Below are 26,505 nucleotides of genomic sequence, written 5' to 3'. Positions count from 1 at the left end.
ATGTTTCCCAAACCCATCGAAAAACAACCCCGCGCGGCGCAGATCACGTATCAAGCCATGCTTCCCTTAGCCCTTCTGTTGTGGCTGGGTCCCCTGCTGGCGGTTGCTCTTTTCTCGGTAAAACCCGCTGGTGACTTCACCAACGCGAATTACTGGGGAATGCCGTCCAGCTTTGAGGGCGCGTTCAACTATGGGCAGGTGTTCTTCAATTCGGACATGCCCCGATACCTGCTGAATTCATTCATGATCACCGTCCCTACCGTGATCGGAGCGGTGGCGCTCAGTTGCATGACCGGTTTCGCGCTTGGCATCTACAAGTTCAAGTCGAACCTCTGGATATTTTTCATGTTCGTGGCCGGGAACTTCGTGCCCTTCCAGATCCTGATGGTGCCGGTTCGCGACCTGACCCTGCAACTTGGGCTCTACAACACCAAGACCGGGCTGGTCCTGTTCCACATCGCATTTCAGACCGGGTTCTGCACCCTGTTCATGCGCAACTTCATCCGCGCCCTGCCCTTTGAACTGATCGAGGCCGCACGGGTCGAGGGTATCAGCGAATGGCGCATCTTCTGGTACGTGGTCCTGCCGCTGATGAAGCCCGCGATCGCCGCGCTCAGCGTGCTGATCTTCACATTCATCTGGAACGACTATTTCTGGGCCGTCGTCCTGACGCAAGGCGCGGAAAGCCAGCCTGTAACTGCCGGAATCACCAGTTTCAACGCGCAATTCCGCGCCGCTTACCAATTGATGAGCGCGGGCTCCATCGTGGCGGCTCTGCCACCGGTGGCCATGTTCTTCCTGATGCAGAAACACTTCATTGCGGGTTTGACCCTCGGAGCTGTGAAATGACCAAAATTACCTTTATCGGTGCCGGGTCCACAATTTTCATGCAGAACATCGTTGGGGATGCTCTGTTAACCCCTGCACTGGCCGACAGTCACTTTGCGCTTATGGATATCGACCCCCAGCGCCTTGCGGAAAGCGAAGCAGTTGCGCGCTCCATGATCCGCTCGGTCGGGGCCGGGGCGACAGTCTCGACCCATACCGACCGCCGCGCGGCGCTGGACGGGGCCGATTTCGTCATCACCGCGTTTCAGGTGGGGGGATACAAGCCCTGCACGATTACCGATTTCGAGATCCCCAAGCAGTATGGCTTGCGTCAAACCATCGCTGATACGCTGGGCGTCGGAGGGATCATGCGAGGCCTGCGCACGGTTCCGGTGCTTTGGGATGTCGCAGGGGACATGATGCAACTCTGTCCGAACGCGACATTGCTACAATACGTAAATCCGATGGCCATCAACACCTGGGCACTGGCCGAACGCTTCCCGACCCTGAAACATGTGGGTCTTTGTCACTCGGTTCAAAATACAGTCGAGGAACTGGCCCACGATCTGGATCTGCCAAAAGATGAGTTCCGCTACAAAGTCGCGGGCGTCAATCACGTCGCATTCTTTCTGAAACTGGAACATCAAGGCCGCGACCTGTATCCGGCACTGCGCCAGGGCTATCAGACGGGGAAATTCCCGAAGGCACCGCTGCTGATGCCGCGCTGCCCCAACAAGGTGCGGTACGAGGTGATGGATCACCTGGGCTATTTCTGCACAGAAAGCTCGGAACACCTGGCCGAATACGTGCCGTGGTTCATCAAGGACGGGCGACAGGACCTGATCGAGGAATTCTCCATCCCGCTGGACGAATACCCCACCCGCTGCGTCGAGCAGGTCGAGATGTGGAAGGAACAGGCCAAGACCCTGACCGACGGGCGCAATATCGATGTCACGCGCAGCCACGAATTCGCGGCCGACCTGATGAACGCGATCGTTACGAACACGCCCTACATGGCCTATGGCAACCTGCCCAACACCGGCCAGATCCCGCAACTGCCCATGGGCGCGGCGGTCGAAACCCCCTGCCTGGTGGACAGCAACGGCGTACAGCCTTCTGTCGTGACCGACATCCCGCCGCAGTTGATTGCCCTGATGCGCACCCAGATCAACGTACAGGAACTGACTGTTCGGGCCCTGACAGAACAGAACCCCGAATACATCTATCACGCCGCGATGATGGATCCGCACACCGCCGCCGAACTGGACCTGCGCCAGATCCGCAACCTTGTCACGGATCTGCTGACGGCCCACAACGATTGGCTGCCCGACTGGTGCCGCCCGGCCCGCGCCGCCTGATCTTCATCTTTTCACAAATACTCAGATCCAACTTCCGCCAAGAAAAACAAAGCCAGAAATGACAAAACGCCGCTCACAACATTGGTATGGAAAACTCGACAAGGATGGCTTCATCCACCGGTCGTGGATGAAAAACCAGGGCTTTCCCGACCACGGTTTTGATGGACGACCCATAATTGGCATCTGCAACACCTGGTCGGAACTGACCCCCTGCAACTCGGGCCTGCGCGATCTGGCCGAGGGCGTAAAACGCGGCGTGTGGGAGGCGGGCGGCGTTCCGGTAGAATTCCCCGTCATGTCGCTGGGCGAAACCCAGATGAAACCCACTGCGATGCTGTTCCGCAACCTGCTGGCCATGGATGTCGAGGACTCGATCCGCGCCTATGGTATTGACGGGGTCGTTCTGTTGGGCGGCTGCGACAAGACCACGCCGGGGCAGTTGATGGGGGCGGCGTCAGTCGATCTGCCTTCGATCGTCGTCAGTTCAGGCCCGATGCTGAACGGTAAATACCGCGGGCAGGATATCGGGTCCGGCACCGATGTCTGGAAATTTTCCGAAGCGGTTCGGGCTGGCGAAATGACCTTGCAGGATTTCATGAACGCCGAATCCGGCATGTCGCGCAGCGCTGGCGTCTGCATGACCATGGGCACCGCGTCCACCATGGCGTCGCTGGTCGAGGCGATGGGCATGAGCCTGCCCACCAATGCCGCGCTTCCGGCGGTCGACGCCCGCCGCATGGCGCTGGCGCACATGACAGGCCGGCGCATCGTCGAGATGGTCGACGAAGACCTCAAGCCCTCGGACATCCTGACCAAAGAGGCGTTTGAGAACGCCATCCTCGCCAACGCGGCCTTAGGAGGCTCGACCAATGCGGTGGTTCACCTGCTGGCGCTGGCGGGACGTGTTGGGGTTGACCTGACCTTGAAGGACTTTGAAATCGGATCCGAAATACCACTGCTGGTCAACTGCATGCCGTCGGGCAAATACCTGATGGAAGACTTCTGCTACGCAGGCGGCATGCCGGTGGTACTGAATGAACTCAAATCGTTCCTGCGCCCGGCAAAGACGGTTCTGAACAAGGATATCTCGGCTCACTTCGAAGGAGCCGAGTGTTTCGATACCGACGTCATCCGTCCCTTCGATGATCCTGTAAAGCCCGCTGCCGGCCTGCGTGTTCTGCGCGGCAACCTTGCGCCGAATGGGGCAATCGTCAAGCCTTCGGCGGCCACTGACGCGCTTCTTGAAACCGAGGGCGAGGCTTTCGTGTTCGACAACATCGAAGACCTAAAGGCCAATATCGACCGTGAAGACCTGCCGGTCACGACCAAGAGCATCCTAGTGCTCAAAGGGTGTGGCCCCAAAGGGTATCCGGGCATGCCCGAGGTCGGCAACATGCCAATTCCGGCGAAATTGGTGAAAGAGGGTGTACGAGACATGATCCGGATCTCGGATGCCCGCATGTCGGGAACAGCTTATGGCACCGTCATTTTGCATGTCAGCCCCGAAGCACAGGCGGGTGGCACGCTGGCGCTGGTCAAAACCGGAGACCGCATCCGTGTTTCAGCCAGCAGTGGCGAACTGGAACTGCTTGTCGACGAAAACGAACTGAACGCCCGCCGCGCCGCGTGGCAATCGGATGATCCGCACTACACACGCGGATATGCAAAACTTTACGTCGACCATGTGCTGCAAGCGGATCAGGGGGCGGATCTGGATTTCCTTGTTGGCAAAGACACCCGCCTCGTGACCAGAGAGAGCCACTGATGACCCAACCAGCTACATTCCACGATCTCAACGGGGCCTCTGTCTATATCACCGGCGGCGGCTCGGGCGTTGGTGCGGCGCTGACAGATGGATTCATGGCACAGGGGGCCAATGTGGCCTTCATTGGTCGGTCGGATGCCAGCGGGTTTGTCGAAGAGATGCGCGACAAGCACGGCCGCGCGCCGCTGTTCCTGCAAGGCGACATGACGGATACCGAACTGCTGCACACGACGATGGTCAAAGCTGCCGAGGCTCATGGCCCTTTGAACGTTTTGGTAAACAATGCGGCCAACGACCAACGTCATACGCTTGAGGAATCCACGACGGAATTCTGGGACTGGATGATCGAGGTGAACCTGAAAGCCTATTATTTCGCGTGTCAGGAAGCCGCCCGGCAAATGAAAGATGGCGGGTCGATCATCAATTTCAGCTCGATCAGTTACATGATGGGCAATGCTGGCTATCCGATCTATACGACCTCGAATGCCGGGATCACGGGGATGACACGGTCATTGGCACGAGAACTAGGGCCTAGGAAAATCCGGGTAAACGCTCTGGCCCCCGGCTGGGTTCTGACGCAAAAACAGTTGGATAAATGGGCCACGCCCGAGGATCTGGCGGCCCATTTGGACCGGCAATGTCTGAAAGAGCACCTGAAGCCCGAGGATATGATAGCACCAACACTTTTTCTGGCGTCCAGGGCCAGTCATGCGATGACCGGGCAATGTATAGCTGTTGATGGCGGCGTTGTGGTTTCGGGGTGATGTTATGAATACTGAATGGATCGCCGTCGACTGGGGAACATCTCATTTACGGGCCTGGGCCATGCAGGGTTCGACTGCGCTGGACCATGCGCAATCCGACAAGGGCATGGCGCATGTCGGGCCTGACGGGTTTCAAGCCGCCCTGCTGGATTTGATCGAAAACTGGTTGCCCGGCGCGCCGGTAGATGTGGTCGCTTGCGGAATGGTCGGCGCACGACAGGGCTGGGTGGAAGCCCCTTATTCGACCGTGCCGTCGGAACCCTTGCCGGATGTCCCGATCCGCGTACCCGGATCAGACCCGCGCATTCGGGCCTTTGTCATACCTGGTCTGAAACAGACAACCCTACCGGATGTGATGCGGGGTGAGGAAACCCAGATTGCCGGATTTCTGGGCACGCGCCAGAATTGGGATGGCGTCATCTGCCTGCCCGGAACCCACACGAAATGGGTTCAGGTAAGCGCTGGCGAGGTTGTAAGCTTTCGTACCTTCATGACGGGTGAGTTGTTCGACCTGCTATGTGGTCAGTCCGTGCTGCGGCACTCTGTAGGCCCGGGCTGGGACGAAGACGCCTTCGCCGAGGCGGTTGCGGATACGTTGTCAAAGCCCGAACAATTGGCTGCGCGTCTCTTTAACTTGCGAGCGGCGGACTTGCTGCAAGGTCAGGCCAAAGCCACCGCGCGTGCGCGCCTTTCCGGAATGTTGATCGGTGCCGAACTGGCCGCGACGCGGCCTTATTGGCTGGGGCAGCAACTGGCCATTATCGGGGCGGAAGGCGTGTCGCAGACATATGCAACAGCCCTGCAACGGCAAGGCGCGTTCGTGGAAACCGCAAACGCCACCGAGGCAACTCTGGCCGGACTTGCGCTGGCCCGAAACATGACAAGGCAAACCGCATGAGCCGTCCCATCATCGCCATATTGCGTGGCTTGCGACCGCACGAAGCCAAAGCCGTTGGCCGCGCCATTATCGATGCCGGCATCGACCGGATCGAAGTGCCGCTCAATTCTCCGGATCCGCTCGACAGTATCGGCACTTTGGTTGATGCGTTTGGAAACCAGGCCCTGATCGGCGCGGGCACTGTTTTGACAGTCGATCAGGTGGACGCTGTGTCGGTCGCCGGAGGCAAGTTGATCGTATCGCCCAACTATGACGCCGAGGTCATCAAGCGTTCCGTCGCGTTGGGCCTGCAAAGCTGGCCGGGGGTTTACACCCCAACCGAAGCTTTTGCGGCCCTCAAGGCCGGTGCCACCGGTTTGAAGCTGTTCCCCGGGGTGATGGCTGGTCCGGCGGGTTTGGCCGCCTTACGACCAGTTTTGCCCATAGGCGCGCTTGTTTTTGCTGTTGGCGGTGCCGGACCCGACAATTTCGGGCAATGGATCAAAGCGGGCGCAGATGGCTTTGGGATAGGCTCTGCACTTTTCAAACCCGGAATGGATGTCGCCGAAATCGCCGAGCGCGCCCGGCATATCGTTACGGCCTATGACGAGGCCGCCGGATGAGCACCATCTTTGACGACCGCCCCTGCGAGTTGGGCGAAGGCCCGTTGTGGCATCCTGAAAGGCGTCAGCTTTTCTGGTTCGATATCATCGGCAAGCGCATGATGACCCGCGAGCGGGACGCGCCAAAAAGCTGGAGCTTCGATGAACATGTCTCGGCCGCTGGCTGGGTGGATCACGACACGCTTCTAATGGCGTCGGAAACGGGGCTGTGGCGTTTTGATTTGCAATCCGGAAAGCGGAACTTGATCACGCCTCTGGAAGCCGACAACCCCGTCACCCGTTCAAACGATGGCCGCGCTGATCCTTGGGGTGGGTTTTGGATCGGCACAATGGGCAAGCAAGCGGAACCCGGCGCCGGATCAATCTATCGCTTCTGGAGAGGCGAGTTGAGGCGATTGGTTCCAGATGTAACAATCTCAAACGCGATCTGTTTTGCCCCCGATCGTTCGGTGGCCTATTTCTGCGACACCGCAACGAAACAAGTCAGGCACTGGCGTCTGAACGCCGAAACCGGGTGGCCGGAAGGCGACAGCGCAGTTTTTCTGGATTTGCGCAAAGAAGGTCTGAATCCGGATGGTGCAGTCATCGATGCCCAGGGGAATATCTGGATTGCACAATGGGGTGCCAGCCGGATTGCGGCATACACGGCCGACGGCATGTTTCTGAAGGCCGTTGCATTTGACGCATCCCATACGTCATGTCCCGCTTTCGGGGGCGATGAACTGAATATGCTTTTCTGCACAACGGCCCGTCAGGGATTGAGCGCAGAAACAATAGACAGCCAACCGACCAACGGCATGACCTTTGCCGCGCGAAATGCAGGTCAGGGTCAGGCAGAACACAAGGTCATCTTATGAAGCCGGAACTGGGCGTTTGTTATTATCCTGAACATTGGCCAGAGGCGATGTGGGCCGACGATGCCGCGCAAATGGTCGAAACAGGCCTGACATGCGTGCGCATTGGCGAGTTCGCGTGGAGCCGCATCGAGCCGCAATCCGGCGTATTGCAATTCGAATGGCTGGATCGCGCGATTGAGACACTCGGAGCAGCCGGATTGAAGGTCGTGCTGGGCACGCCAACCGCAACGCCGCCGCGCTGGATGTTGGACAAACACCCGGACATGCTGGCTGCCGATGAAAATGGCAACCCGCGCAAGTTCGGATCCCGGCGGCATTACTGCTTTAGCCATCAAGGCTATATCGACGAATCTACCCGCATCGCCCGGATATTGGGTGAACGGTACGGTAAGAACCCGCATGTGGTCGCGTGGCAGATTGACAATGAATATGGGTGTCACGACACCACTCTCAGCTACAGCGCTGCTGCCCAACAGGCGTTTCGCCATTGGCTGGCCGAACGGTACGGAACAATTGAAACGCTGAACCAGGCGTGGGGCAATGTATTCTGGTCGATGGAATATCGCGACTTCAACGAAATCGACCTGCCCAATCAAACCGTGACCGAGCCGAACCCGGCTCATGTACTGGCATTCCGGCGTTTCAGTTCGGATCAGGTCGCGGCTTTCAACAAAGCACAGGTGGATACGCTGCGGCCGTTGACTGATGCGCCGCTCTTGCACAATTACATGGGCCGTATTCTGGACTTCGACCATTTCAAAGTTGGCGCGGATCTGGATATCGCTACCTGGGACAGTTATCCGATCGGTTTTCTGTCGGACCGGCTGGAAGCCGACGACGCGCACAAGACCGCCTTTTTGCAACAGGGCGATCCGGACATGCAGGCGTTTCATCATGATCTCTACCGGGCGGTCGGGCGTGGCCGTTGGTGGGTGATGGAACAACAACCCGGCCCGGTGAATTGGGCACCGTATAATCCGGCGCCGCTGCCCGGAATGGTGCGGCTTTGGTCATTGGAGGCGGTTGCTCATGGCGCCGAGGTGGTGAGTTATTTCCGATGGCGGCAAGCCCCGTTTGCGCAAGAGCAAATGCATGCCGGCTTGCTGACGTCGAACAATCACCCTGCTGCTGCACTGGCAGAAGCCCGTCAGACCGCAGATGACCTGAACTCGTTGGGTGCGGTGCAACAGATACAGGCCAAAGTGGCCATTCTGTTTGATTACGCCTCGGACTGGGCGTGGACCACACAACCACAAGGCGCGGGATTTGACTATTTCCGATTGGTTTTTTCGGCTTATCGCGCGCTGCGACGGGCCGGTTTGTCGGTAGACTTTGTTTCGGCAAAGGACATTCCTGCCGATTACTCGGTGATCTTTGCCCCCGGTTTGGCCACAATGGATCCTGATTTGGAACAACGCCTGGCAGAAAGATGCGATCTTGCCATTCTGGGACCGCGCAGCGGCGCGATCACCCGCGATTTTCAAATTCCTGAAAAGGGCAGACCCGGTCTGAGCAGGATCGATTGCGATGTCGATCTGGTCGAAACTCTGCCGCCCACGGTTGAACGCACGGTCAAGGGTGGCGGCGCGGCGCGGCATTGGATCGACCGATTGTCAGGAACGGCCAAAGACCTGCTGAGTTTCGAAGACGGAACACCTGCTCTCAAGGCAGGGGACGGAATATGGTACTTGGCAGGCTTTCCCGATGCAGACCTTTGGGACCGCGTGATAGCCATGGCGGCGGAAGAAGCCGAATTGACATTGCGCAGGATGCCGCAAGGCCTGCGACTGCGCGAGACGGCCAATCATGACTTCCTGATCAACTACAACGCAGGGCCGGTGAATTGGAACGGGCTCACCGTCGAAGGTTGTGACGTCAAAATCCTGAAACGCAATCCGCCCGAACTGACCTGAGGTCAGTCCGGGCGGGTGCCGAGGTTACGAAGCTGCGCTGCTATTCGTCGCTTTGCAGGCTATTGGGGTCAAACACCCCGCCGAAACCACTGTTGTTGGACGGAGCGCTTTCGGAGTCAGACCCACCATCTGCGCCTTCGTTTTCGTCACCCCCTAAAGAGTTCGGTGCAAAAACATTGCCAAAGCCGCTGTTGTTCGACGGTTTCGGGGTGGATTGCGCACCGCCCTGTTCCGCTTCTTCAGCTTCGCGTTGCTTGAGGCGTTCTTCACGCTGTTTGCGCAACTCCTGAATACGCTGTTCCGCTTCCAGCTTCTTCTGCTCGCGGACATCGGCGATACACTGCGCCGGATTGTAGGTGGCCGCAGTGCCGACAACTGTGATCGTTGCGACGGCAAATACAACCAACAGAACCGCTGCCATGTTGCCGGAAAAGAAGCTGGGCAGTTTGATCTTGCCGGCCAGCTCTTCAACCGTCGCGTTCTTGCGCGCCGCTGCCACCAGTTCCTGACGTTTCAGCTTGGCTTCGTTCAGCAGAGCGAAGAACACTGTCAGCGCCACGATGATGAAGGCCAGCGCCGAGATCGCGGGTGTGATGCCATAACGGACCTTTTGGGCCAGTTCGATCGTCAACGTCGGGTATTCACCGAAGGTAAAGGTGGTGGTGTTGTAGTTTTCGAACGATGCGAGGAACGCCAACACCGCTGCCGATGCAATCGCCGGGCGCATGAACGGCAACAGGATCTTGCGGAAGGCCTGTGCGTGGCTGGCACCAAGGTCCAGCGCAGCCTCGGTCAAGGCCACGTCGTATCGCTGCAAGCGTGCCACCAACACCAGCATGCAGTAGCTGGCGATAAAGGTTGATTGGCCGATCACCGTCAGAAAAATGCCATTTGACAGGAAGCTGTCCGCCCCCAGTCCCAGCATCCGGTTGATACGATCCCAGAACACCAGCGTCGAGATACCCAGAACAACACCCGGGATCAGGATCGGAGCGATAATGATCGTATAGTAAGTCGCCCGAAGTTTTGGCCAGATCTGGGTCAGCATCAGTGCACCCGCCAGACCCATGGCCACTGACAGGATGACCGTGCCGATCCCGATGATCAGTGAGTTCTTGATACCGTTCAGGATGCGCTGATCCTGAAACAGCTCGCCAAACCACTGGAAGGTCAGACATTCCCACGGGCTCATCCGTGGGAAGCCGGACGAGTTGAACGCGGTGATCGACATGATCACAAGCGGTCCCAGCAGATAAAGGAAGAAGATCGCCAGATAGACCCAGATGCTTATGCGGAGAAAGGAATTGTTCATTTCCCGATATCCCCCATGTTCACTTTGAACAGGCGCATCATGGCCAGCACGAACAGGATACAGGTCACCAGCAGGACGATCGCGTAAGCAGCCCCTTGCGGCCAGTCGTTGTTATCGTTGAACTGCTGATAGATCAGCTGTGTGAACCACAGCGACGAAGGCCCGCCCAGGATCTGCGGTGCCGCCAGCGCGCCCGCAGACAGCATGAACACCATCGTACAGCCCGAACTGATCCCTGGCTTGGCATAAGGAATGACCACACGCCAATGTATCCGCCACCACGGCGCACCAAGGTCGCGCGCGGCTTCGATCTGATTTTTATCCAAACTTTCTATGACGTTATACATTGGGAAGATCATCAGCAGAATATAGGCATAGCCCAGCCCGGCATAGAGAGCGATATCGTTCCGAATGAAGTCGAACGGCACATCCCAGATCCCCAGCCCCACGAACAACGTGTTCAGAACACCTGTTTCACCGAAGATAATGCGCAACGCAAAGGCGCGCAGGATTTCGTTGATCCAGTAAGGGATGATCAGCATGATCGCGAAGATGCGGATGTGGCTGCCTTCGGACTGCCCCAGATAGTAGGCGATCGGATAGCAGATGATCAGGTTGAAAATCGTGACGCAAACGGCCGCCACGAGGGTGCGGAAGAACACCCGCAGGTCAACCGTGTTGTAATCCTGACTGCCGCCTTCAGGGCCGTATATCAGGTACTTGTAGTTCTCCAGCGTATAGACGTCCTTCGGCCCGCCAATCTCTGGAGGCGGGAGGTTTGGACGGAACGAGAAATCCAGCATCGACAGCTGCGGCAGGATGATAAGGCCGATGGTCCAGAACAGAACCAGACCCAGGATCGCCAAGCCCATACCGGTGCCGTTGCGATTGAAGAATTCTTTCAGAAATCGGGGCATGAGATCGTCCCCCTATTCCGCTGCCAGTTCACCGGCAGGAACGATGACCGCGTTGTGCGTCTCGTATTCCAGCGTGATGTTCTGTCCGGTGTGGTCCTCGAAAGATTGCCCATGGTTGGGGATCGAGACCTTGATTTCTTTTCCACCTTCACCTTCTGTGAAGATGTTAAAGACGTTGCCCTCGAACTCTTCATGATTGACCCGGGCGGTGACGAAGTGATCGCCCGTTGCGCCATCGGGGGCAATTGCAAAGGCCTCGGGACGGATGAACATCATCGCATCATCACCTTCTTTCATCTTGCCCTGATTGGCCGTCGAAATCCTTGCCACCAGATCACCCGAACGGTTGGTCGCGATCAAAGCTTCCTTGCCCATCACTTGCTTGATTTTACCGCGGAACACATTGTTTTCGCCGACGAATGAAGCCGCGAAAGCCGTGTTGGGATCGTTGTAAATCGTCTTCCCGTCGGCGATTTGATCAATCACACCGGCACGCATGACGGCGATATTGTCCGACATGGTCAGCGCTTCGCCCTGGTCGTGCGTGATGTAGATGAAGGTAATGCCCACGCGCTGCTGAATTTCACGCAACTCGGTCCGCATGTGCTGGCGCAGTTTCAGGTCAAGTGCCGAAAGGGGCTCGTCCAGCAACAGCACGTCCGGTTCGGCGCAGAGTGCCCGGGCAATCGCAACACGCTGACGTTGACCGCCTGACAATTCGCTTGGCAGCTTGTCCCCCTGCCCCGGTAACGCAATCATGTCCAGAAGCTCATCGGCGCGCCTGCGGCGTTCGGCAGCACTGGCCCCTTTGATTTCCATGGAAAACGTGATGTTTTCCCAGACCTTCATCAGCGGGAACAATGCGAGGTTCTGAAAGATCAGCGCCGTCGGACGCTTGTTGGGCCCGATGCCACGCATATTGTTGCCACCAATGAGGACGTTGCCTTCGCTTGGTTCAAGAAAGCCGGACACTGCCCTCAGAATGGTTGTTTTTCCGCAGCCCGATGGCCCGAGGAAAGAAAAGAAATCGCCCCCGTTGATGTTGACGTTTGCATCGCGCACGGCGACAAAGTCGCCGAAACGGATCCACAGGTTTTCCAGATCGACTCCGACCCCTGCACTCATTTTTGGTTTCTCCCTGAGGTGCGTGTTGTCACCACACAGTATTAGTGTCCGCCACGCCGGGACGGCGCGCAGATGGGTGCCCCCCGCAGGATGCGGAGGGCGAAGGTTCGGAACGCTTAAGCGCTCTTGAACTTGTTGACGAACTCGGTCCGGGTTTCAGCATACCACGGCGCTTCTGCCGGCCACGGATTGAGATTGGCCAGCGAGTCGCCCGGATAGGCCTCGGCAAAGTTCTTCTTGTAGGTGTCGCCGGAATACTGGTCGGCGCCCAATACCGGCGAGTTGTAGCCGTGGCTGTCAATGGCAACACCGGCCGGCTTGGCCTGATAGGCAAAGTCGATGAAAGCGTAAACCTGATCGATATTTGCGGCACCAGTCGGCATGGACATACCATCCACCCAAGCCATCGCACCTTCGACAGGCGCCTGATAGTGCACCGGCTCGCCTGCGGATTTCAGTGCAAGGGGTGGGCCGTCCCAGGTTTGGCCAACAATAACGCCTTCGTTCAGAAGACCGTTCTTCTGTGTGTCGGCGTCGTTCCAGATCAGTTTGATGCGGTCCTTGCGTGCAACGCACCAATCGGTGATCTGGCCCCAAACCTTACGCATAGTGTCTTCATCACCATATGCCGCCCAGACCGAACCCGGCTCCATCTCGCCAGCGCGTTCCATATAAAGGCCGGCGCCCAGCATCATGGAATGCGCGCGGCCCATGGTTTTCCCGGCGTTCGCTTCCGACCACACGTCGCCATAGGACGGCGCATCACCATCCGGTAGCCACAGGTCAGTACGGTAAGCGATTCCTTCTGTACCCCAGATATGCGGCAGCCAGTGCGCACCTGAATCGCCAAAGTTCCACGCATCAGTACCAATCTTGGCCATGGCAGGGTTCACCAGATCGATCGGAACCTTGTTCATGTCGAAGGGCTGGAGCAGCTCCAGCGGTTCCCACTGCAACGACCGGTTGTTGGTCGGTGAAACGATATCAAAACCCTGGCCCTTGGTGGCCTTCATCTTGTTGATGATCTCTTCGTTCGAGCCGATACCGGTATAGTTCACCTTGATTCCAGTAAGCGTCTCAAACTCTTCGATGAAGCTGGGCGGCAGGTAGTCCGACCACATCAGAATGTTGATTTCGCCCGACGAAGCCAGAGCGCTCTTGCTGTAAAGGGGTGCCGCAAGTGCCGCGGCACCTGCGCCTTTCAACACAGAGCGTCTCGAAAATGAAGAATGTTTAGCCATAGGTGATCTCCCATTGTTGGATGAGTTTGTTTTTGTATTTTTATTCATAGGACTTTCTGTGCCCGTTCGTCAGTCCAAAAGTGACAGTTTACGGAATTCTTATGTCCAGTTTTTGTTCTTGACACGTTTCGGTTGAATTTCAGAGCGTTAGTTTACCTGCCATACGGTAAGATCGCGCGCGCCAACCGGATCCGAGCCGATCAAAATTCGTCGTGATCCACCACCGGGCAAGGGTTTGGACATGTCACCAAAATTGAAAGCAAAATGCAACGTACCGAGTCGGGTTACGCGTAGGTCTGGATCGCAGTCCAGAGGCTTCAGCCCTACCCATTCCAAGACATCGCGCATGATCGCGTGCAAGAGCGCACCGCTGGGGACCATGGCCAGATATGTCGCACGATCCGACCGGACGACCGCTGGGCTGGCGTCGCAATAGGCACTTTTGAAGCGCGCCAGGACATTTGCCTCGGTCTCGACGATTTCGCGCCAACCAGCAAAGTCAAAAAGCTGACCGTTCTGCAACTGCACAGATTCCCTTGCAATATCCGGCAGCGATTCGACACGGGCGACACGGACGCCGGTCAGATCCGCCAACGCACCCGGCGCCAGATTCGAAGGGGTCTGCATTTGAGTTGTCTTGCTGCCGGATCGGGCACCAATCAAAAGCTTTGCCCCCGAAACCTCAAGTCTTGTGGCCAGATCCGGGGTCACTATCATGCTTTGCGGCAGCACGATCAGGGCGTAACCTTCCAAACCATCCTCGGGACCCACAAAATCAATGTCCACCCCCAGACAGCGCAAGGCGGTGTACCATTCGCGGAAGATATGGGAATTGGGGAAGTCATCATCATGCGGCAGAATATCGGCCGCCCAGATCGAAGCGTAATCCAGCATCATCGCCACCGAGGCTTTAACGCGCGTCGTTGACGGCAGGTTTTCGCGATCCTTCACAATCTGAGCCAGTTCGAGCGCGGCTTGATCCAGACTGTCATCCGAGCGCAGCAAGGCTGTATGGTATTGTTCCTGCGCGAACTTTGCCTGTCGCCATCGAAAGAACATCACAGCTTGCGCGCCGTGTGCATATGCGGCCCAGGTCCAAAGCCGAACCATCCCTTCGGCTGGGGAAGGGTTCTGTGCCGCCCAGTCCACCGGCCCCGGCTGCTGTTCCAACACCCATACCCGCCCCCGCCCCTGACCGCGATACAGGTCACAATGAAATCCCTGATAATCTGGCGCGCCGGTTCGCAGATAACGGCGCTTTTCCTTCTCTGACAGGGTTGAGCCCATCAGATTACCCAGCGGGTAGCTGTCGAAGCCGACTATATCCAGATCGGCAGCCACTGCGTGGTGATCGAATTCGAAACTGCCGGCCATGAAGTTGTGCGTGATATCTCGACCCGGCGCATGTTCGCGCAGCACGTCCACCTGTGTCTTGTTGAACAACCGCACCCGGTCCGAGGAATAGCGCCTGAAATCAAGGGCATGCGTGGGGTTGGGTGTAGCAACCAAACCATTGGGCAGTTCAATCTGGTCGAAGCCGGAATAGAGGCTCCCCCAGAACACGGTCCCCCAGACCTCGTTCAGTGCGTTAATTGTGCCGTATCGTTGTGCCAGCCAGCGCCGAAATCCCGCCCGTGCGGCATCGGAATAGCTGAGAACGGTGTCGTGGTCATTGTACTCATTATCGATCTGCCAGGCATGGACATGAGGGTTCTGGCCATACCTGGCGGCATATTCCGTGGCGATCCTTTGCGCCTCGGCCAGGTACACGTCACTGGAAAAACAATAATGTCTGCGGGAACCATAACCCCTGACCCGACCGTCCGGGCCAACCGGCAGAATTTCGGGGTGCTCATCAATCAGCCATTTGGGTGGCGCAGCCGTTGGAGTCGACATCATGACCCGCAGGCCGGCCCGCCCCAGAATCTCGATGACGTCATCCAACCAGTCCCAGTGAAACCGGCCGCGTTCCGGTTCAATCAGACCCCAGGTGAACTCGGCGATCCGAACCCAATCCAAACCCATCCCGGCCATCCGTGCGACGTCACTGCGCCACTGGGACGGGTCCCATTGTTCGGGGTAGTAGCAAACCCCAAGCTCCAGTTTGCTCATCGGTTGTCCTTTGCCGTGCGCCGTTCGATCCATTTCAGGAAGCTTGCGCAACAGAGGGTGAGTACCACATACAGAATTGCTGCCGTATTGAACGGCGCAAAGGGCAGAAAGCTAGCTGCCTGAAACTCTCGCATCCTTTGGGTCATGTCGCGGACGGACAGGATGGACAGCAACGAGGTATCCTTGATCATCGCGATAAATTCGTTGCCCAATGGCGGGGTGACGATCCTCAGGGCTTGTGGCAGAACGATCAGCCGCGCCGTCTGCCAGCGCGACAAGCCCAGCGAACTGCCCGCTTCCAGCTGCCCTTTCGGGATGGCCTCGATCCCAGAGCGGAATATTTCGGCCATATAGGCCGAATACCCGACCGAAATCGCGATGATCCCGCGTGTCATGTTGGTCATATCAATGCCGCCCCCCGTGGCATCCTTGACCGCGCCCGCCAAGGGCAGGCCGATGTAAAGAATGATCACCAACATCGGAATGCCGCGTATCGTGTCCACGAAAAATTCGGCCCCGACCGCCAAGGGATGCAGCTTGTGCTGTGCGCCACCAATGGTCAGCGTCAGCAGCAGAAAGCCGAATACAGCAAAAGCCAGTGCGGGATTTCGATATTTATCAGGCAAGAAACTGGTCTGCCACAGAACCGGATAGCCTTGTGAATGAACGTCCACGGGAACAAACGCTCCGGAAACGCTGTCTACGGTTTCAATCTGCTCCAGGGCGGCCGCTGCATCAGTGGCGCTGCGTATGCGGTATTGTTGTTCGCCGGCACCGTCGAACTCTCCAAACCGGATGATGTCAGCCTGCGCCTGTGGCGTGCCGCGCACAATGGCGATGCGCCCTTCGGTGCTTCCGACCAGAACGTAACTGACCTGCGGCTGCATGAAGAAAAATGCTGATATCCCAAGCAATGACAGGCTGATGGAACCATACAGAATCGTGGTGCGCGCCCGTGGTTTGAACGATTGCAGCCCCACCCAGATCAAGCCCAGAATGGCCGAGAAGATATAGGCGAAGATGGCTGCGCGAAACGTAATGGCAACACCCGTCGCGAACTGCCAGTGGGCCATGAACATCAGATAGAACAAAACCGCACCTGTAAGGCATTCCAGCCCCAAAAGAACGCGCCTGCGCCAAGGGGGTTGCAACCCCGTGGAAAGCAGGCTCAAGCCGACAACAGCTGTGTATGCGGCCAGAAGAACTTGCAGTCCTGTTTGAACCTGGGTCACGACTTCGGGATACAACACCCACGTCTGACTGGACCGGTCGATCAGGGTTGATGTGTTCTCGCTGAGCGCATGAAAGAAAACGGATTCCGCGAAGGGCATCAAAAGCTGTGGAGATAAAAAGCTTATGACCAAAAGCGCAATTGACGCGGGCAGCGCCGCAAGGGCCGAAGCGCGCAACCAACCGGGGGCATGATTGGTAAAACGTGCATACCGGGCGCAAAGATATCCAAGGATTGCAACCGAGACGATCAGCAGAAAGCCGACGAAAATCGGCCCTGCATTGTTGCCGATCCCCAGAATTGCAATCAGAGATCGCAGATATTTCGAGGATGTGGCGAACAGATAGATGATGAAAGGGGCGGCTGCGAGCAATACAAGATTGCTCGGGCGGATCGTGCTGAGACGCGACATGGAACTTCTCCGCTGAAACATGGCCCGGCAGCCTCAGCCCCCGGGCCCAGAAGGGCTTGAAGGATCAGTTTGTGCCCCAGTATTTGGCCTTCAGCGCGTCCAGCGTGCCGTCTTCCTGAATGGCGGCGAGACCGGCATTGATTGCATCCACCGTCGGGTCACCTTCCTGAAACACGATTCCCAATGGATCCGATTGCAGGCCTGTGATGCCCACGGTCAGTTCTCCGGCAAACTCCTGCTCGTAGGCCGCGGCAGAGGTGCCATCGATGATCACCCCTTGCACGTCTGCGTTTTGAAGCGCCAGAATAGCCGCCGAGAAGTTGTCGTAGAGGCTGACATTCTCGCGCCCTACAAGCTCTTCCGCCAGTTGGGCGTTGGTCGTCGCTGTTTGTGCCGCCAGTTTCTGGCCACCCGCTTTGAAATCCTCAAGCGTCATATCCGCGTTGTCGACTTGCAGCAAAATGGCCTGGCTGACAACGATGTACGGTTCGGAAAAGTCCATAGTTTCTTCACGTTCGGGCGTGATCGATACGCCCGAGATGACCAGGTCGAACTCACCCTGTTGAAGCGCCGCAAAGATGCCGTCCCAAGCGGTGTTTACGAAATTCGGAACGCAATTGATCTTTTCACAGATTGCATTCATCACATCGACATCAAAGCCTACGATTTCACCGGTTGTTTCGTCGACGGTTTCCATCGGGGGATAGGTTGCATCCGTTCCGATCTTGAGAACGCGACCTTCCAGATCGGCGGCAAAAGCCGCCGGCGCTGTCAGCATTGCAAGCGTTGCAACGGCAAATAGGTTTTTGAACATGTTCGGTTTCTCCTCTGTTGGCTCAGTTGGTCTGCGCCATGCCCGGCGCCGGGGTGTCAGGTTGCCGCTCGATCAATGTGGCCCTGATCTTTTTTTGCGTTTCCGACGGATCAACGCCGTCCAGTGCTTTAAGCATGAATTCCCCCAGCATGCGGCTGGTCTCGCCTATCGGCAAATAGTAGGTGCTGGGCGGGGGTATGAAATACTGGCTAAGCTTCAGATCGTCGTTTGAAATAACAACGACATCCCTGCCGACCTGAACGCCCATGTCGGCCGCAGCGGACAAGGCGCCAAGGGTCATCGCCTCGTTCGCGCAAATGATGGCGCTTGGCCGGTTGTGCATTCGCATGAGCGCCGCAAAGGCCCTTTGCCCGGTCTTCGCCGTGGTCGGGCCGGGATAAACAAGGGCCGGGTCAAACTCCATGCTACCTGCTGTCAGAGCATCTGAATACCCCTGGCGACGTTGACGGGCATAGATCTGGTCATCCGGCGGGTTGATAAGCGCAATCCGCTTATGCCCCAATGCCAGCAGCCGAGCCGTTGCATCAAAAGCAGCAGCCTGACTGTCGAGATCCACGTAAGGATGTGGTTGGGCACTGTCACTCATCCCGTATGTGACAAACGGAAAACCTTTATCTTGCAGATAGGCGATACGCGGGTCATTCACGCGAGTTCCGGAAAAGATCACGCCGTCTGCCAACCCTTCCTGCACGATGGAATGTAGGGTCTGCAATGCGGCTTCAACATCTCGTACACTGAAGACGCTCAACTCATAGCGTGACCCTTGAACCGCGTCGGATATTCCGGCCAGAATCCGGGTAAACTCCACCCCCTCCCACTCTTCAGCGGCACTGCCCGAAACGCTGACCAATACCGCAATCCTGTAGGATTTATTGGTGCGCAGTTTCAGGCCATCCAGATTGACCCGATACCCAAGCTCGGACGCCGCCTTTTGGATCTCCTCCCGCGTTTCCCGTTTTACCGAAGAAGCGCCGCGCAGTGCGTTTGAAACCGTGCCGACTGAATAGCCGGTAATACGGGCAATCGATTTGATCGTTGCCCGCGCCATCAGCCGATGCCCCCAAGCCGTTCAGTCAAAAACAACCGGCCTGTTTGCAAGGTACACCTGTGATCGGCGGTTTCATCATGCTCGACGAAAAGGTCGGTGCACCTGGTGGTTGAAAGGGCTCGTATCGTGGCGTCCCAATCGACAACACCCTCACCCAGATTGCGCCAGCGCCTGTCGCCCGATCCGCCCTGCGGGTCCACGTCCTTTGCATGAACAGACAGGATGCGATCCGCATGGCGCGCCAGCAGGTCAGCCGCGTCCTGACCAGCCGCGACGATCCAACCGATATCAGGTTGCCAATAGATGTTTTCTTGCGCCAGAATCTGTTCAAGAGGCGTTTTTCCCGGCGCCCCGAACAGATCAAAATCGTGGTTGTGATAGGCCATGCTGACGCCGTGATCTCCTAGTCGATTTGCCCAATCGGACAACTGGCCCGACACTGCCTTCCATCCCTCGACAGTGCCGGGCCGCGCCTGTGGCGCCAGCCAAGGCATGACCGCCACCTGGCATTCCAAAAGGTGCAGTACTTCAACGATGTCGTCGAAACGCTCGTGGAACTCCTCCCAATCGAAATGTGCAGAACGAAGGTTAAGACCTGATTGATGGACGATGCGCGCCATCTCTTGCGGTGTCATGTCATGCAGACTGGTGGTTTCGATATCTGAAAACCCGCAAGCGGAAACCAACTTCAGTTGGTCCGTGAGGTCACCGCATTGCCGAACCGTGTAAAGCTGCGCCGATACCCGCATTTTTCACCATTGAAACGTTTCAATTATGGTGAAACACAAAACGCAATTCTGTCAAGAACTGCGTTTCGCTGCTATTTGCGCATGGACAATCCATTGTGGAACAGATGCACTTTGTCCGGTGCGGCCGTGACCGAGACCGTCTGGCCGCGCAGGTTGCGCTGAACTCCCGGCAGCTTTGCAATGACTGCATCCGCACCATCGGTTTTCTCAAAATACAGCAGCGTGACTTCGCCCAGGGCTTCGGTGAAATCCACCTTGCCGGACAGAATCGCGGATTCTTCCGTCATGGCCAAGTCTTCGGGACGCACCCCGATATTGACCTTTTTCCCCAGGTCACTGTCTTCGGTTGGAACCGCGGATCTTGCAATCCCGCCTGATGACAGTTCGACGGTGGTCATTTCGCCGGTTCCGGTGATTGTGCCGGACAGCAGGTTCATGGAAGGCGAACCGATGAACTGCGCAACAAACTCGTTGTCAGGCGCCTCATACAGTTCAAGCGGTGTCCCGACCTGCGCGATGCCCTTGTTGGCCAATACCACGATCCGACTGGCCAGTGTCATCGCCTCGACCTGATCGTGGGTCACGTAGATCATGGTGCTGTCAGGCATGGCCTCTTTCAGACGCGCGATCTCGATCCGCGTGGCCACCCGAAGTGCCGCGTCGAGATTCGAGAGGGGTTCGTCGAACAGATACACCTTTGGGTCACGTACGATCGCGCGCCCGATGGCAACCCGTTGACGCTGCCCTCCGGAAAGAGCTTTTGGCAGGCGGTCCAGGAATGGTTCCAGCTGAAGGATTTGAGCGGCACGGTCTACGGCAGCATCAATCTCGGCCGTGGGCATCTTCGCGATTTTCAGGGCAAAGGCCATGTTCTCGCGAACGGTCATGTGGGGATACAAAGCATAGCTTTGAAACACCATCGCGATGCCCCGCTGTGCAGGCGGAACATCGTTCATGACCTGCCCTTCGATTTCTAGCGTGCCGCCTGTAATCTTCTCCAACCCGGCAATCATCCGCAGCAGGGTGGACTTGCCGCATCCGGAAGGACCGACAAAAACGATCAGTTCGCCTTGTTCGATGTCGAGGTTGATGTTCTTCAAAACATCGACAGGGCCATAGGACTTGGCGACGTCCGTGAGGTTGAGTTCAGACATGCTTTATCCCTTTTTCCTGTACATCAGGATGAACTGCGCCGCGTTCAGGACAACGTTGCCGCTTCCTTCGACACCGCCCAGGTCCTGACCCATGACCTGCCAACTGCCTTCGGGCAGGTTGAACGCGGCAGAATCCGTGCCCAGATTGAACGCGCAGAATATCTGCTCATGCAAATCCTCACGCACAAAAGACAGAATCGAACCCGTTTCCGTCATGCCGGTCTGCGCCCCCGTTGCCAAAGCAGGATGCGCATGCCGCAAGGCAATGGCGCGACGGTAGTGGTTCAACATAGAGCTTGGATCCGCCTCCAATCGGTCCACCGCCTGCCCGGCCTGCTGTGCGCTTACCGGCAGCCAGGGCTCTGCGGTGCTGAAACCCGATTGTTCATCTTGTGCCGCCCAAACCATCGGTGTGCGGCAGCCGTCGCGGCCCTTGTATTCGGGCCAGAACTCGATGCCATAGGGGTCTTGCAGTTTCTCGAACGGCACATCCGCTTCGTGCAGGCCCAACTCCTCTCCCTGATACAGGCAGGCAGAGCCGCGCAGGCACATCATGAGAACCGCGTGCTGGCGGGCTGCCGCGTCATCCAGATTCCAGCGCGAGACGTGACGCTGCACGTCGTGGTTGGAAAATGCCCAACATGGCCACGCGTCACCTGCCTTCGCTTCCAGCTGGTCGAAAACGTGCTTGGTGTAAGTTGCTGTCAATGAACGTTTTTCCAGGAACTCGAAGGCATAGCACATGTGCATCCGCTTATCCCCGGATGTGTATTCGCCCATGATCTCGAGCCCACGCTGCGCATCTCCGACCTCACCCAGACAAGCCCGGCCTTCATATTCGTCCGTCAAGGCCCGCAGTCTTTCGAGGAAGGCGATGTTCTCGGGCTGGCTTTTCGAAAACAGGTGGTCCTGATGGTTGTAGGGGTTCACGGCCGGTGCGATCGTGGCGTTGCGTTGATCCATAGGCAGCGCAGGATTGTCGCGCAGCGCCTTGTCGTGGAAATAGAAATTGATGGTATCCAGCCGAAAGCCATCCACCCCCAGATCAAGCCAGAACCGCGCCACGTCCAGCAACGCATCCTGAACATCCGGGCAGTGGAAATTCAGATCCGGCTGCGATGTCAGGAAGTTGTGCAGATAATATTGCAGCCGTCGGGCATCCCATTGCCAGGCCGAGCCGCCGAAGATCGAAAGCCAGTTGTTCGGTGGCGTGCCATCCGGTTTGGGATCCGCCCAAACATACCAATCGGATTTCGGGTTTTCCCGATTGCTACGGCTTTCGATGAACCAAGGGTGCTGATCGGATGTATGCGACAGGACCAGATCAATCATGATCCTCAGACCCTTCGCATGGGCCTGATCCAAAAGCTCTTTGAAATCCGCCAGCGACCCGAACATGGGGTCGACATCGCGGTAATCGCTGACGTCGTAACCAAAATCCTTCATCGGCGATTTGAAAAACGGCGAGATCCAGATTGCATCAACGCCCAGCGAGGCGATGTAGTCCAGTCGCGCAGCGATGCCCTTCAGATCACCGATTCCATCCCCGTTGCTGTCCTGAAAACTGCGTGGATAGATCTGATAGATCACACCACCGCGCCACCAGTCCGAAGACAGTTTCGTTGCTTTGCATTGTTCAAGGTTGTTCTGCACGTTCATCAGACGCCTCTATTTGACAGATCCGGCCAGCAGGCCCCGGACCAGGTATTTTTGCATTGCGAAGAAGACGACCAGCGGCACGAAGATCGAGACAAAGGCAGCGGTCGCAAGGATTTCCCAATTGCCACCACGTGTACCCAGCAGCTCGACGATGCGGTTCGTCATTACGGTTGTCTGGCCGGTCGCGTCGATCAGGAAAACCTTGGCAACAAGCAGGTCATTCCATGTCCACAGGAACTGGAAGATCGCGAAAGACGCCAGCGCCGGGAAGCTGAGTGGCAGGATCAGTTTGGTAAAGATCTGAAACTCGGTGGCACCGTCGACGCGGGCGTTCTCGATCAGATCACGCGGCAATCCGGCCATGTAGTTGCGCAGCAGGTAAATCGCCAGGGGCATCCCAAACCCTGTATGCGCAAGCCAGACACCCAGATAGCCCTTGCCGATCCCGATATTGAGGTGAAACTTCAGCAACGGGATCAAGGCCAATTGAAGCGGCACGACCAAAAGGCCAACAACAGCCGCGATCAGCAAGGCGCGTCCGGGGAAATCCATCCACGCCAGTGCATAAGCTGCAAAGGCGGCAACCAAAATCGGAATTATGGTCGCCGGGATGGTTACGGTCAGCGTGTTGAAGAACGCCTTGGCCATGCTGTCCGTACTGCTTTGATCCAGAAGAACCTTTTGGTAGTTTTCCAAGGTGAACACGGGCGGCAATTCGACCGTAACAAAGATGCGCACGCCACGTTTTCCGGTGAACTCCTCGGTGTTTTCCATCCGGTAGTTGCCGGCCGCATCCACCGTGATCGTACCACCTCGGCGCAATTCTGCTGTTTGGCCCGGTTCAAATGCATCTACCTCGCGCGAACTGATACCCCATCTGGAAATCGTTGCTTGCTCATCTTCGCCGAACAACGCCCCCTGAATGACATACACTCCGTTTTCCAGAACCTGCGTCTCGGGCGCGGCACTGCGAAGGGTCAGATTTTGCTCGGAGGGAAACAGCGACCGCCACCAGCCGCTGGACGATATCTGATCTGCCGTCCGAAAAGACGAAATCAACAAGCCAAGCGTAGGGATGACCCAAAGGGTCACAAGAAAGACGACTGACAGATGCACCACCCATCTGAGCGCGGGTTTGGTTCCGGCAATATCGCTCATGGCTTACTCCATCTCCTTGCGCGCGTTGCGCACGTTCCAGACAAGGATCGGTGCAACAAGCAACATGATCACCATGGCCGAGGCCGACCCGACGCCCCAGTCATTGGCGCGGAAAAGCTTGTCATACATGTAGTTTGCCAGCACCTGCGTCTCCCACTGGCCGTTGGTCATGGCAAAGACGATGTCGAATACTTTGAGAACAGTGATCGTGATCGTCGTCCAAACAACAAGGATCGTGGTTTTGATCTGCGGCACCTTGATCCTGAAGAAGATCTGAAAGGGATTGGCCCCATCCAAAATGGCCGCCTCGATGGTTTCTTCGGGAATACCGCGCAAGGCCGCCGACAGGATGACCATCGCGAAACCCGTCTGTATCCAGATCAGGACAACCATCAGAAAGAAACTGTTCCAGAAAGGAATTGTTAACCACGTGTTGGGTTCGGTGCCGCCGAAGAAGATGTACAGCGCGTTGAGGATGCCTATCTGGTCCTGTTCCGCTGGTCGCGCATCATAAACCAGCTTCCAGATCACCGATGCACCAACAAATGAAATGGCCATCGGCATGAAAATCAGGGATTTGGCAAAGTTGCCCCAGCGGATGCGGTCGGTCAGTTGCGCCACGAGAAGACCAAAAGCCGTTGACATGGCCGGCACGACGATCAGCCAGAACATGTTGTTGCGCATGGCCTCCCAAAACTTCGGCTCGGCCGCCATTTGGGTATAGTTGTCCAGGCCAACCCAGCGGTATCCGCCACCGGGCACGCGTTCCGTAAGCGAAAGGCGCAAGGTCTCAACCACCGGATACGCCAGATACAGCCCCAATGCAGCAAGCGCCGGGAACAGGAACAACCACGGGCGGATCAAGTTCGCGCGGTTGATGTTTCGGCCCGCATTTGGCCCGCGCGGCGGAAACAGGACTTTGTCCAGAAACTGGTTGGAAAGATAGAAGTAGCCCACGCAACCCGACACGCCGATGGCGATCGTCAGCAGGCCTTGTAGTGCGGGTGTCATGATACGCCCATCCGTTTGGCAAACGGGGCGGCCTCAGGACCGCCCCATGAGTTGGTCACTTGATTGCGTCCCAGGACGCCTGGATTTCACGTGCCACGGTGGCTGCATCTTTTGCACCCGACGAGTAATCGACCATCCCGGTCCAAAACGTACCCGCCCCGACTGCACCGGGCATCAGGTCGGACCCGTCAAAGCGGAAGGTCGTTGCGTTGGTCAGAATTTCGCCCTGTCCCCGCTGTGAATCATTCGAATAGTTCGCGGGATCTGCACCCAGATGAGGCGTCAGGAAACCGTCCTGCGACATCATGATCTCATGGGCGAAAGGTGTTTTGAGGAACTCCAGAAAGGCTTCGGCTGCAGGGTTTGGGTTGGTGATTGTGAACAATGTCCCTGCCCCAAGCACCGGCGTCCCCAGGTCTTTTTCGGCATAAGCCGGGAAGTAGAAGAAATCAGAATCCACCCCCAATTCCGTGCCTTCCGGAAAATAGGCGGGAATAAACGAAGCCTGACGATGCATCATGCAAGCGGGCGGGCTATCGAAAAGACCTTTGGGGCTGTCACGGAAATCGATTGCCGCCGTGTCGTCTGCGTCACCTACCACATAGTCGTCATTGCGGGTAAAGCTGCCATATTCCTCAATCGCGGCTATGACGCGGGGATCATCGAACTTCATTTCGTTCGACACCCATTGGTCATAGACTTCAGGTGGTTGCGTACGCAGCATAAGATCCTCGACCCAATCCGTCGCAGGCCAACCCGTTGCGCCGCCCGAGGCCAGACCGACGCACAAGGGCGTCTCGCCGTCCTCGACCATCTGATCCATCAGAGCTTTGAACTCTTCCATGGTTTCAGGCACTTCATACCCAAAGTCTTCGAAGTTTTCAGGCACGTACCAAACCAGCGATTTGACGTTCACATTGAAGAAGAACCCGTAAAAATCGTGAGACCCTTCCGCGTTCTCAAACGTACCCAGATCGACCCAGGATTGACCGGCGGCGAAGTTTTCCTTGATCCAGTCCGCAGTGCCTTCGGCCAATGGCGTCAGATAGCCCTGTTTTGCGAGGTTTGCCGCCAGACCAGGCTGCGGGAAAACAGTCAGATTAGGTGCCGAGCCTGCGGCCGCATCAATCAGGATCTGCTGTTCCAGAGAATCCGAACCCACATAGCTGGAATTCGCGCCTGTTGCCTCATCGAAATAGGCCACGAGGTTTTCGAAGGACTTGCCCTCGCCAGCCAGCCAGGGGCCGAAAATGGTCAGGCTTTCGCCGGACAGATCATTCGCTTCGGCAAAGGCCTGAAACCCATCCCAGTCAAAACTGCCCTCGCCGACGACATGGATCATCTCACCCTCTGCCTGAACTGATCCGGCCATCAGGGCAAGTGCCGCCGCACCTGCGTAAAGCCCGTGTTTCATCAAATCCTCCTCCCAAGCTTTCATGTATTCAAAGACTCGCTTTCAAAGCGCTTTGGATGACGTGTGTTATCCGCTAACATTGGCGCCCTGTCAATATTTTGCTTCCCAGCGCCTAAAGAAATTATATTTTCTGCTTTCAACG

At 57.1% G+C, this 26,505-nt stretch carries 22 protein-coding genes; 8 read left to right on the top strand and 14 right to left on the bottom strand.

Features of this window, described 5'->3' with window-relative positions; translation table 11 throughout:
* The 8 genes from GOW56_RS04635 to GOW56_RS04600 are packed head-to-tail and all read left to right on the top strand — an operon-like array spanning window position 1 to window position 8,985.
* Complete coding sequence (locus GOW56_RS04635) at window positions 1–849, top strand: carbohydrate ABC transporter permease (RefSeq protein WP_171205121.1); 849 nt, start codon at window positions 1–3, stop codon at window positions 847–849.
* Window positions 846–2,186, top strand: a complete 1,341-nt coding sequence (locus GOW56_RS04630; protein ID WP_171205120.1) for an alpha-glucosidase/alpha-galactosidase — start codon at window positions 846–848, stop codon at window positions 2,184–2,186. The genes GOW56_RS04635 and GOW56_RS04630 overlap by 4 nt, the downstream gene beginning before the upstream one ends.
* A gap of 58 nt (window positions 2,187–2,244) precedes the next feature.
* Window positions 2,245–3,951, top strand: a complete 1,707-nt coding sequence (locus GOW56_RS04625) for an IlvD/Edd family dehydratase (protein ID WP_171205119.1) — start codon at window positions 2,245–2,247, stop codon at window positions 3,949–3,951.
* Complete coding sequence (locus GOW56_RS04620) at window positions 3,951–4,715, top strand: SDR family NAD(P)-dependent oxidoreductase (protein ID WP_171205118.1); 765 nt, start codon at window positions 3,951–3,953, stop codon at window positions 4,713–4,715. The genes GOW56_RS04625 and GOW56_RS04620 overlap by 1 nt, the downstream gene beginning before the upstream one ends.
* 4 nt (window positions 4,716–4,719) lie before the next feature.
* Window positions 4,720–5,613, top strand: coding sequence for a 2-dehydro-3-deoxygalactonokinase (locus GOW56_RS04615; RefSeq protein WP_171205117.1), 894 nt, complete (start codon window positions 4,720–4,722; stop codon window positions 5,611–5,613).
* Window positions 5,610–6,215 (top strand): 2-dehydro-3-deoxy-6-phosphogalactonate aldolase, encoded by a 606-nt coding sequence (locus GOW56_RS04610; RefSeq protein WP_171205116.1) that lies wholly within the window; start codon window positions 5,610–5,612, stop codon window positions 6,213–6,215. The genes GOW56_RS04615 and GOW56_RS04610 overlap by 4 nt, the downstream gene beginning before the upstream one ends.
* Window positions 6,212–7,072: an SMP-30/gluconolactonase/LRE family protein gene (locus GOW56_RS04605; protein WP_171205115.1), complete on the top strand. Its 861-nt coding sequence runs from the start codon at window positions 6,212–6,214 to the stop codon at window positions 7,070–7,072. Before GOW56_RS04610 ends, GOW56_RS04605 begins: the two co-directional genes overlap by 4 nt.
* Window positions 7,069–8,985, top strand: coding sequence for a beta-galactosidase (locus tag GOW56_RS04600; protein ID WP_171205114.1), 1,917 nt, complete (start codon window positions 7,069–7,071; stop codon window positions 8,983–8,985). Before GOW56_RS04605 ends, GOW56_RS04600 begins: the two co-directional genes overlap by 4 nt.
* A 40-nt stretch (window positions 8,986–9,025) precedes the next feature.
* On the opposite strand, the gene GOW56_RS04595 is transcribed toward GOW56_RS04600, so the two are convergent.
* The 14 genes from GOW56_RS04595 to GOW56_RS04530 all read right to left on the bottom strand — a co-directional run bounded on the left by GOW56_RS04595 (window position 9,026) and on the right by GOW56_RS04530 (window position 26,363).
* Window positions 9,026–10,297: an ABC transporter permease gene (locus GOW56_RS04595; RefSeq protein ID WP_171205113.1), complete on the bottom strand. Its 1,272-nt coding sequence runs from the start codon at window positions 10,295–10,297 to the stop codon at window positions 9,026–9,028.
* Entirely contained in the window at window positions 10,294–11,214 is a 921-nt protein-coding gene (locus tag GOW56_RS04590; protein WP_171205112.1) for an ABC transporter permease, read from the bottom strand. Before GOW56_RS04590 ends, GOW56_RS04595 begins: the two co-directional genes overlap by 4 nt.
* A 12-nt stretch (window positions 11,215–11,226) precedes the next feature.
* Window positions 11,227–12,339 (bottom strand): ABC transporter ATP-binding protein, encoded by a 1,113-nt coding sequence (locus tag GOW56_RS04585; RefSeq protein ID WP_152460254.1) that lies wholly within the window; start codon window positions 12,337–12,339, stop codon window positions 11,227–11,229.
* Window positions 12,340–12,455: 116 nt separating this feature from the next.
* Window positions 12,456–13,580 carry an extracellular solute-binding protein gene (locus tag GOW56_RS04580; protein ID WP_152460253.1) on the bottom strand — a complete coding sequence of 375 codons (1,125 nt, stop codon included), beginning with the start codon at window positions 13,578–13,580 and terminating at the stop codon, window positions 12,456–12,458.
* Between the two features lie 147 nt (window positions 13,581–13,727).
* Complete coding sequence (locus GOW56_RS04575) at window positions 13,728–15,692, bottom strand: beta-galactosidase (protein ID WP_171205111.1); 1,965 nt, start codon at window positions 15,690–15,692, stop codon at window positions 13,728–13,730.
* On the bottom strand, window positions 15,689–17,335 hold the full coding sequence (locus GOW56_RS04570) for an amino acid ABC transporter permease (protein WP_171205110.1): 1,647 nt from the start codon (window positions 17,333–17,335) through the stop codon (window positions 15,689–15,691). The genes GOW56_RS04575 and GOW56_RS04570 overlap by 4 nt, the downstream gene beginning before the upstream one ends.
* A gap of 64 nt (window positions 17,336–17,399) precedes the next feature.
* The gene (locus tag GOW56_RS04565) at window positions 17,400–18,149 is read right to left on the bottom strand and encodes a basic amino acid ABC transporter substrate-binding protein (protein WP_171119251.1); all 750 of its coding nucleotides are present in this window, start codon (window positions 18,147–18,149) and stop codon (window positions 17,400–17,402) included.
* Between the two features lie 22 nt (window positions 18,150–18,171).
* Window positions 18,172–19,218, bottom strand: coding sequence for a LacI family DNA-binding transcriptional regulator (locus GOW56_RS04560; RefSeq protein WP_171205109.1), 1,047 nt, complete (start codon window positions 19,216–19,218; stop codon window positions 18,172–18,174).
* Entirely contained in the window at window positions 19,218–19,967 is a 750-nt protein-coding gene (locus GOW56_RS04555) for a sugar phosphate isomerase/epimerase (protein ID WP_217358792.1), read from the bottom strand. The genes GOW56_RS04560 and GOW56_RS04555 overlap by 1 nt, the downstream gene beginning before the upstream one ends.
* 71 nt (window positions 19,968–20,038) lie before the next feature.
* On the bottom strand, window positions 20,039–21,121 hold the full coding sequence (locus GOW56_RS04550; RefSeq protein WP_171205107.1) for an ABC transporter ATP-binding protein: 1,083 nt from the start codon (window positions 21,119–21,121) through the stop codon (window positions 20,039–20,041).
* A gap of 3 nt (window positions 21,122–21,124) precedes the next feature.
* Window positions 21,125–22,780 (bottom strand): alpha-amylase family glycosyl hydrolase, encoded by a 1,656-nt coding sequence (locus tag GOW56_RS04545; protein WP_171205106.1) that lies wholly within the window; start codon window positions 22,778–22,780, stop codon window positions 21,125–21,127.
* Between the two features lie 9 nt (window positions 22,781–22,789).
* Window positions 22,790–23,938 (bottom strand): carbohydrate ABC transporter permease, encoded by a 1,149-nt coding sequence (locus GOW56_RS04540; RefSeq protein ID WP_171205105.1) that lies wholly within the window; start codon window positions 23,936–23,938, stop codon window positions 22,790–22,792.
* A gap of 3 nt (window positions 23,939–23,941) precedes the next feature.
* Window positions 23,942–24,949, bottom strand: a complete 1,008-nt coding sequence (locus tag GOW56_RS04535) for a carbohydrate ABC transporter permease (RefSeq protein WP_171169556.1) — start codon at window positions 24,947–24,949, stop codon at window positions 23,942–23,944.
* 55 nt (window positions 24,950–25,004) lie between these two features.
* Window positions 25,005–26,363 carry an ABC transporter substrate-binding protein gene (locus GOW56_RS04530; protein ID WP_171205104.1) on the bottom strand — a complete coding sequence of 453 codons (1,359 nt, stop codon included), beginning with the start codon at window positions 26,361–26,363 and terminating at the stop codon, window positions 25,005–25,007.
* Window positions 26,364–26,505 lie beyond the last annotated feature (142 nt).

This window comes from Ruegeria sp. HKCCA0235A, assembly GCF_013033235.1.
Taxonomy (GTDB): Bacteria; Pseudomonadota; Alphaproteobacteria; order Rhodobacterales; family Rhodobacteraceae; genus Ruegeria.
Note: the sequence above shows the minus strand (reverse complement) of the source record. Positions and strands in the feature narration are given on the sequence as shown.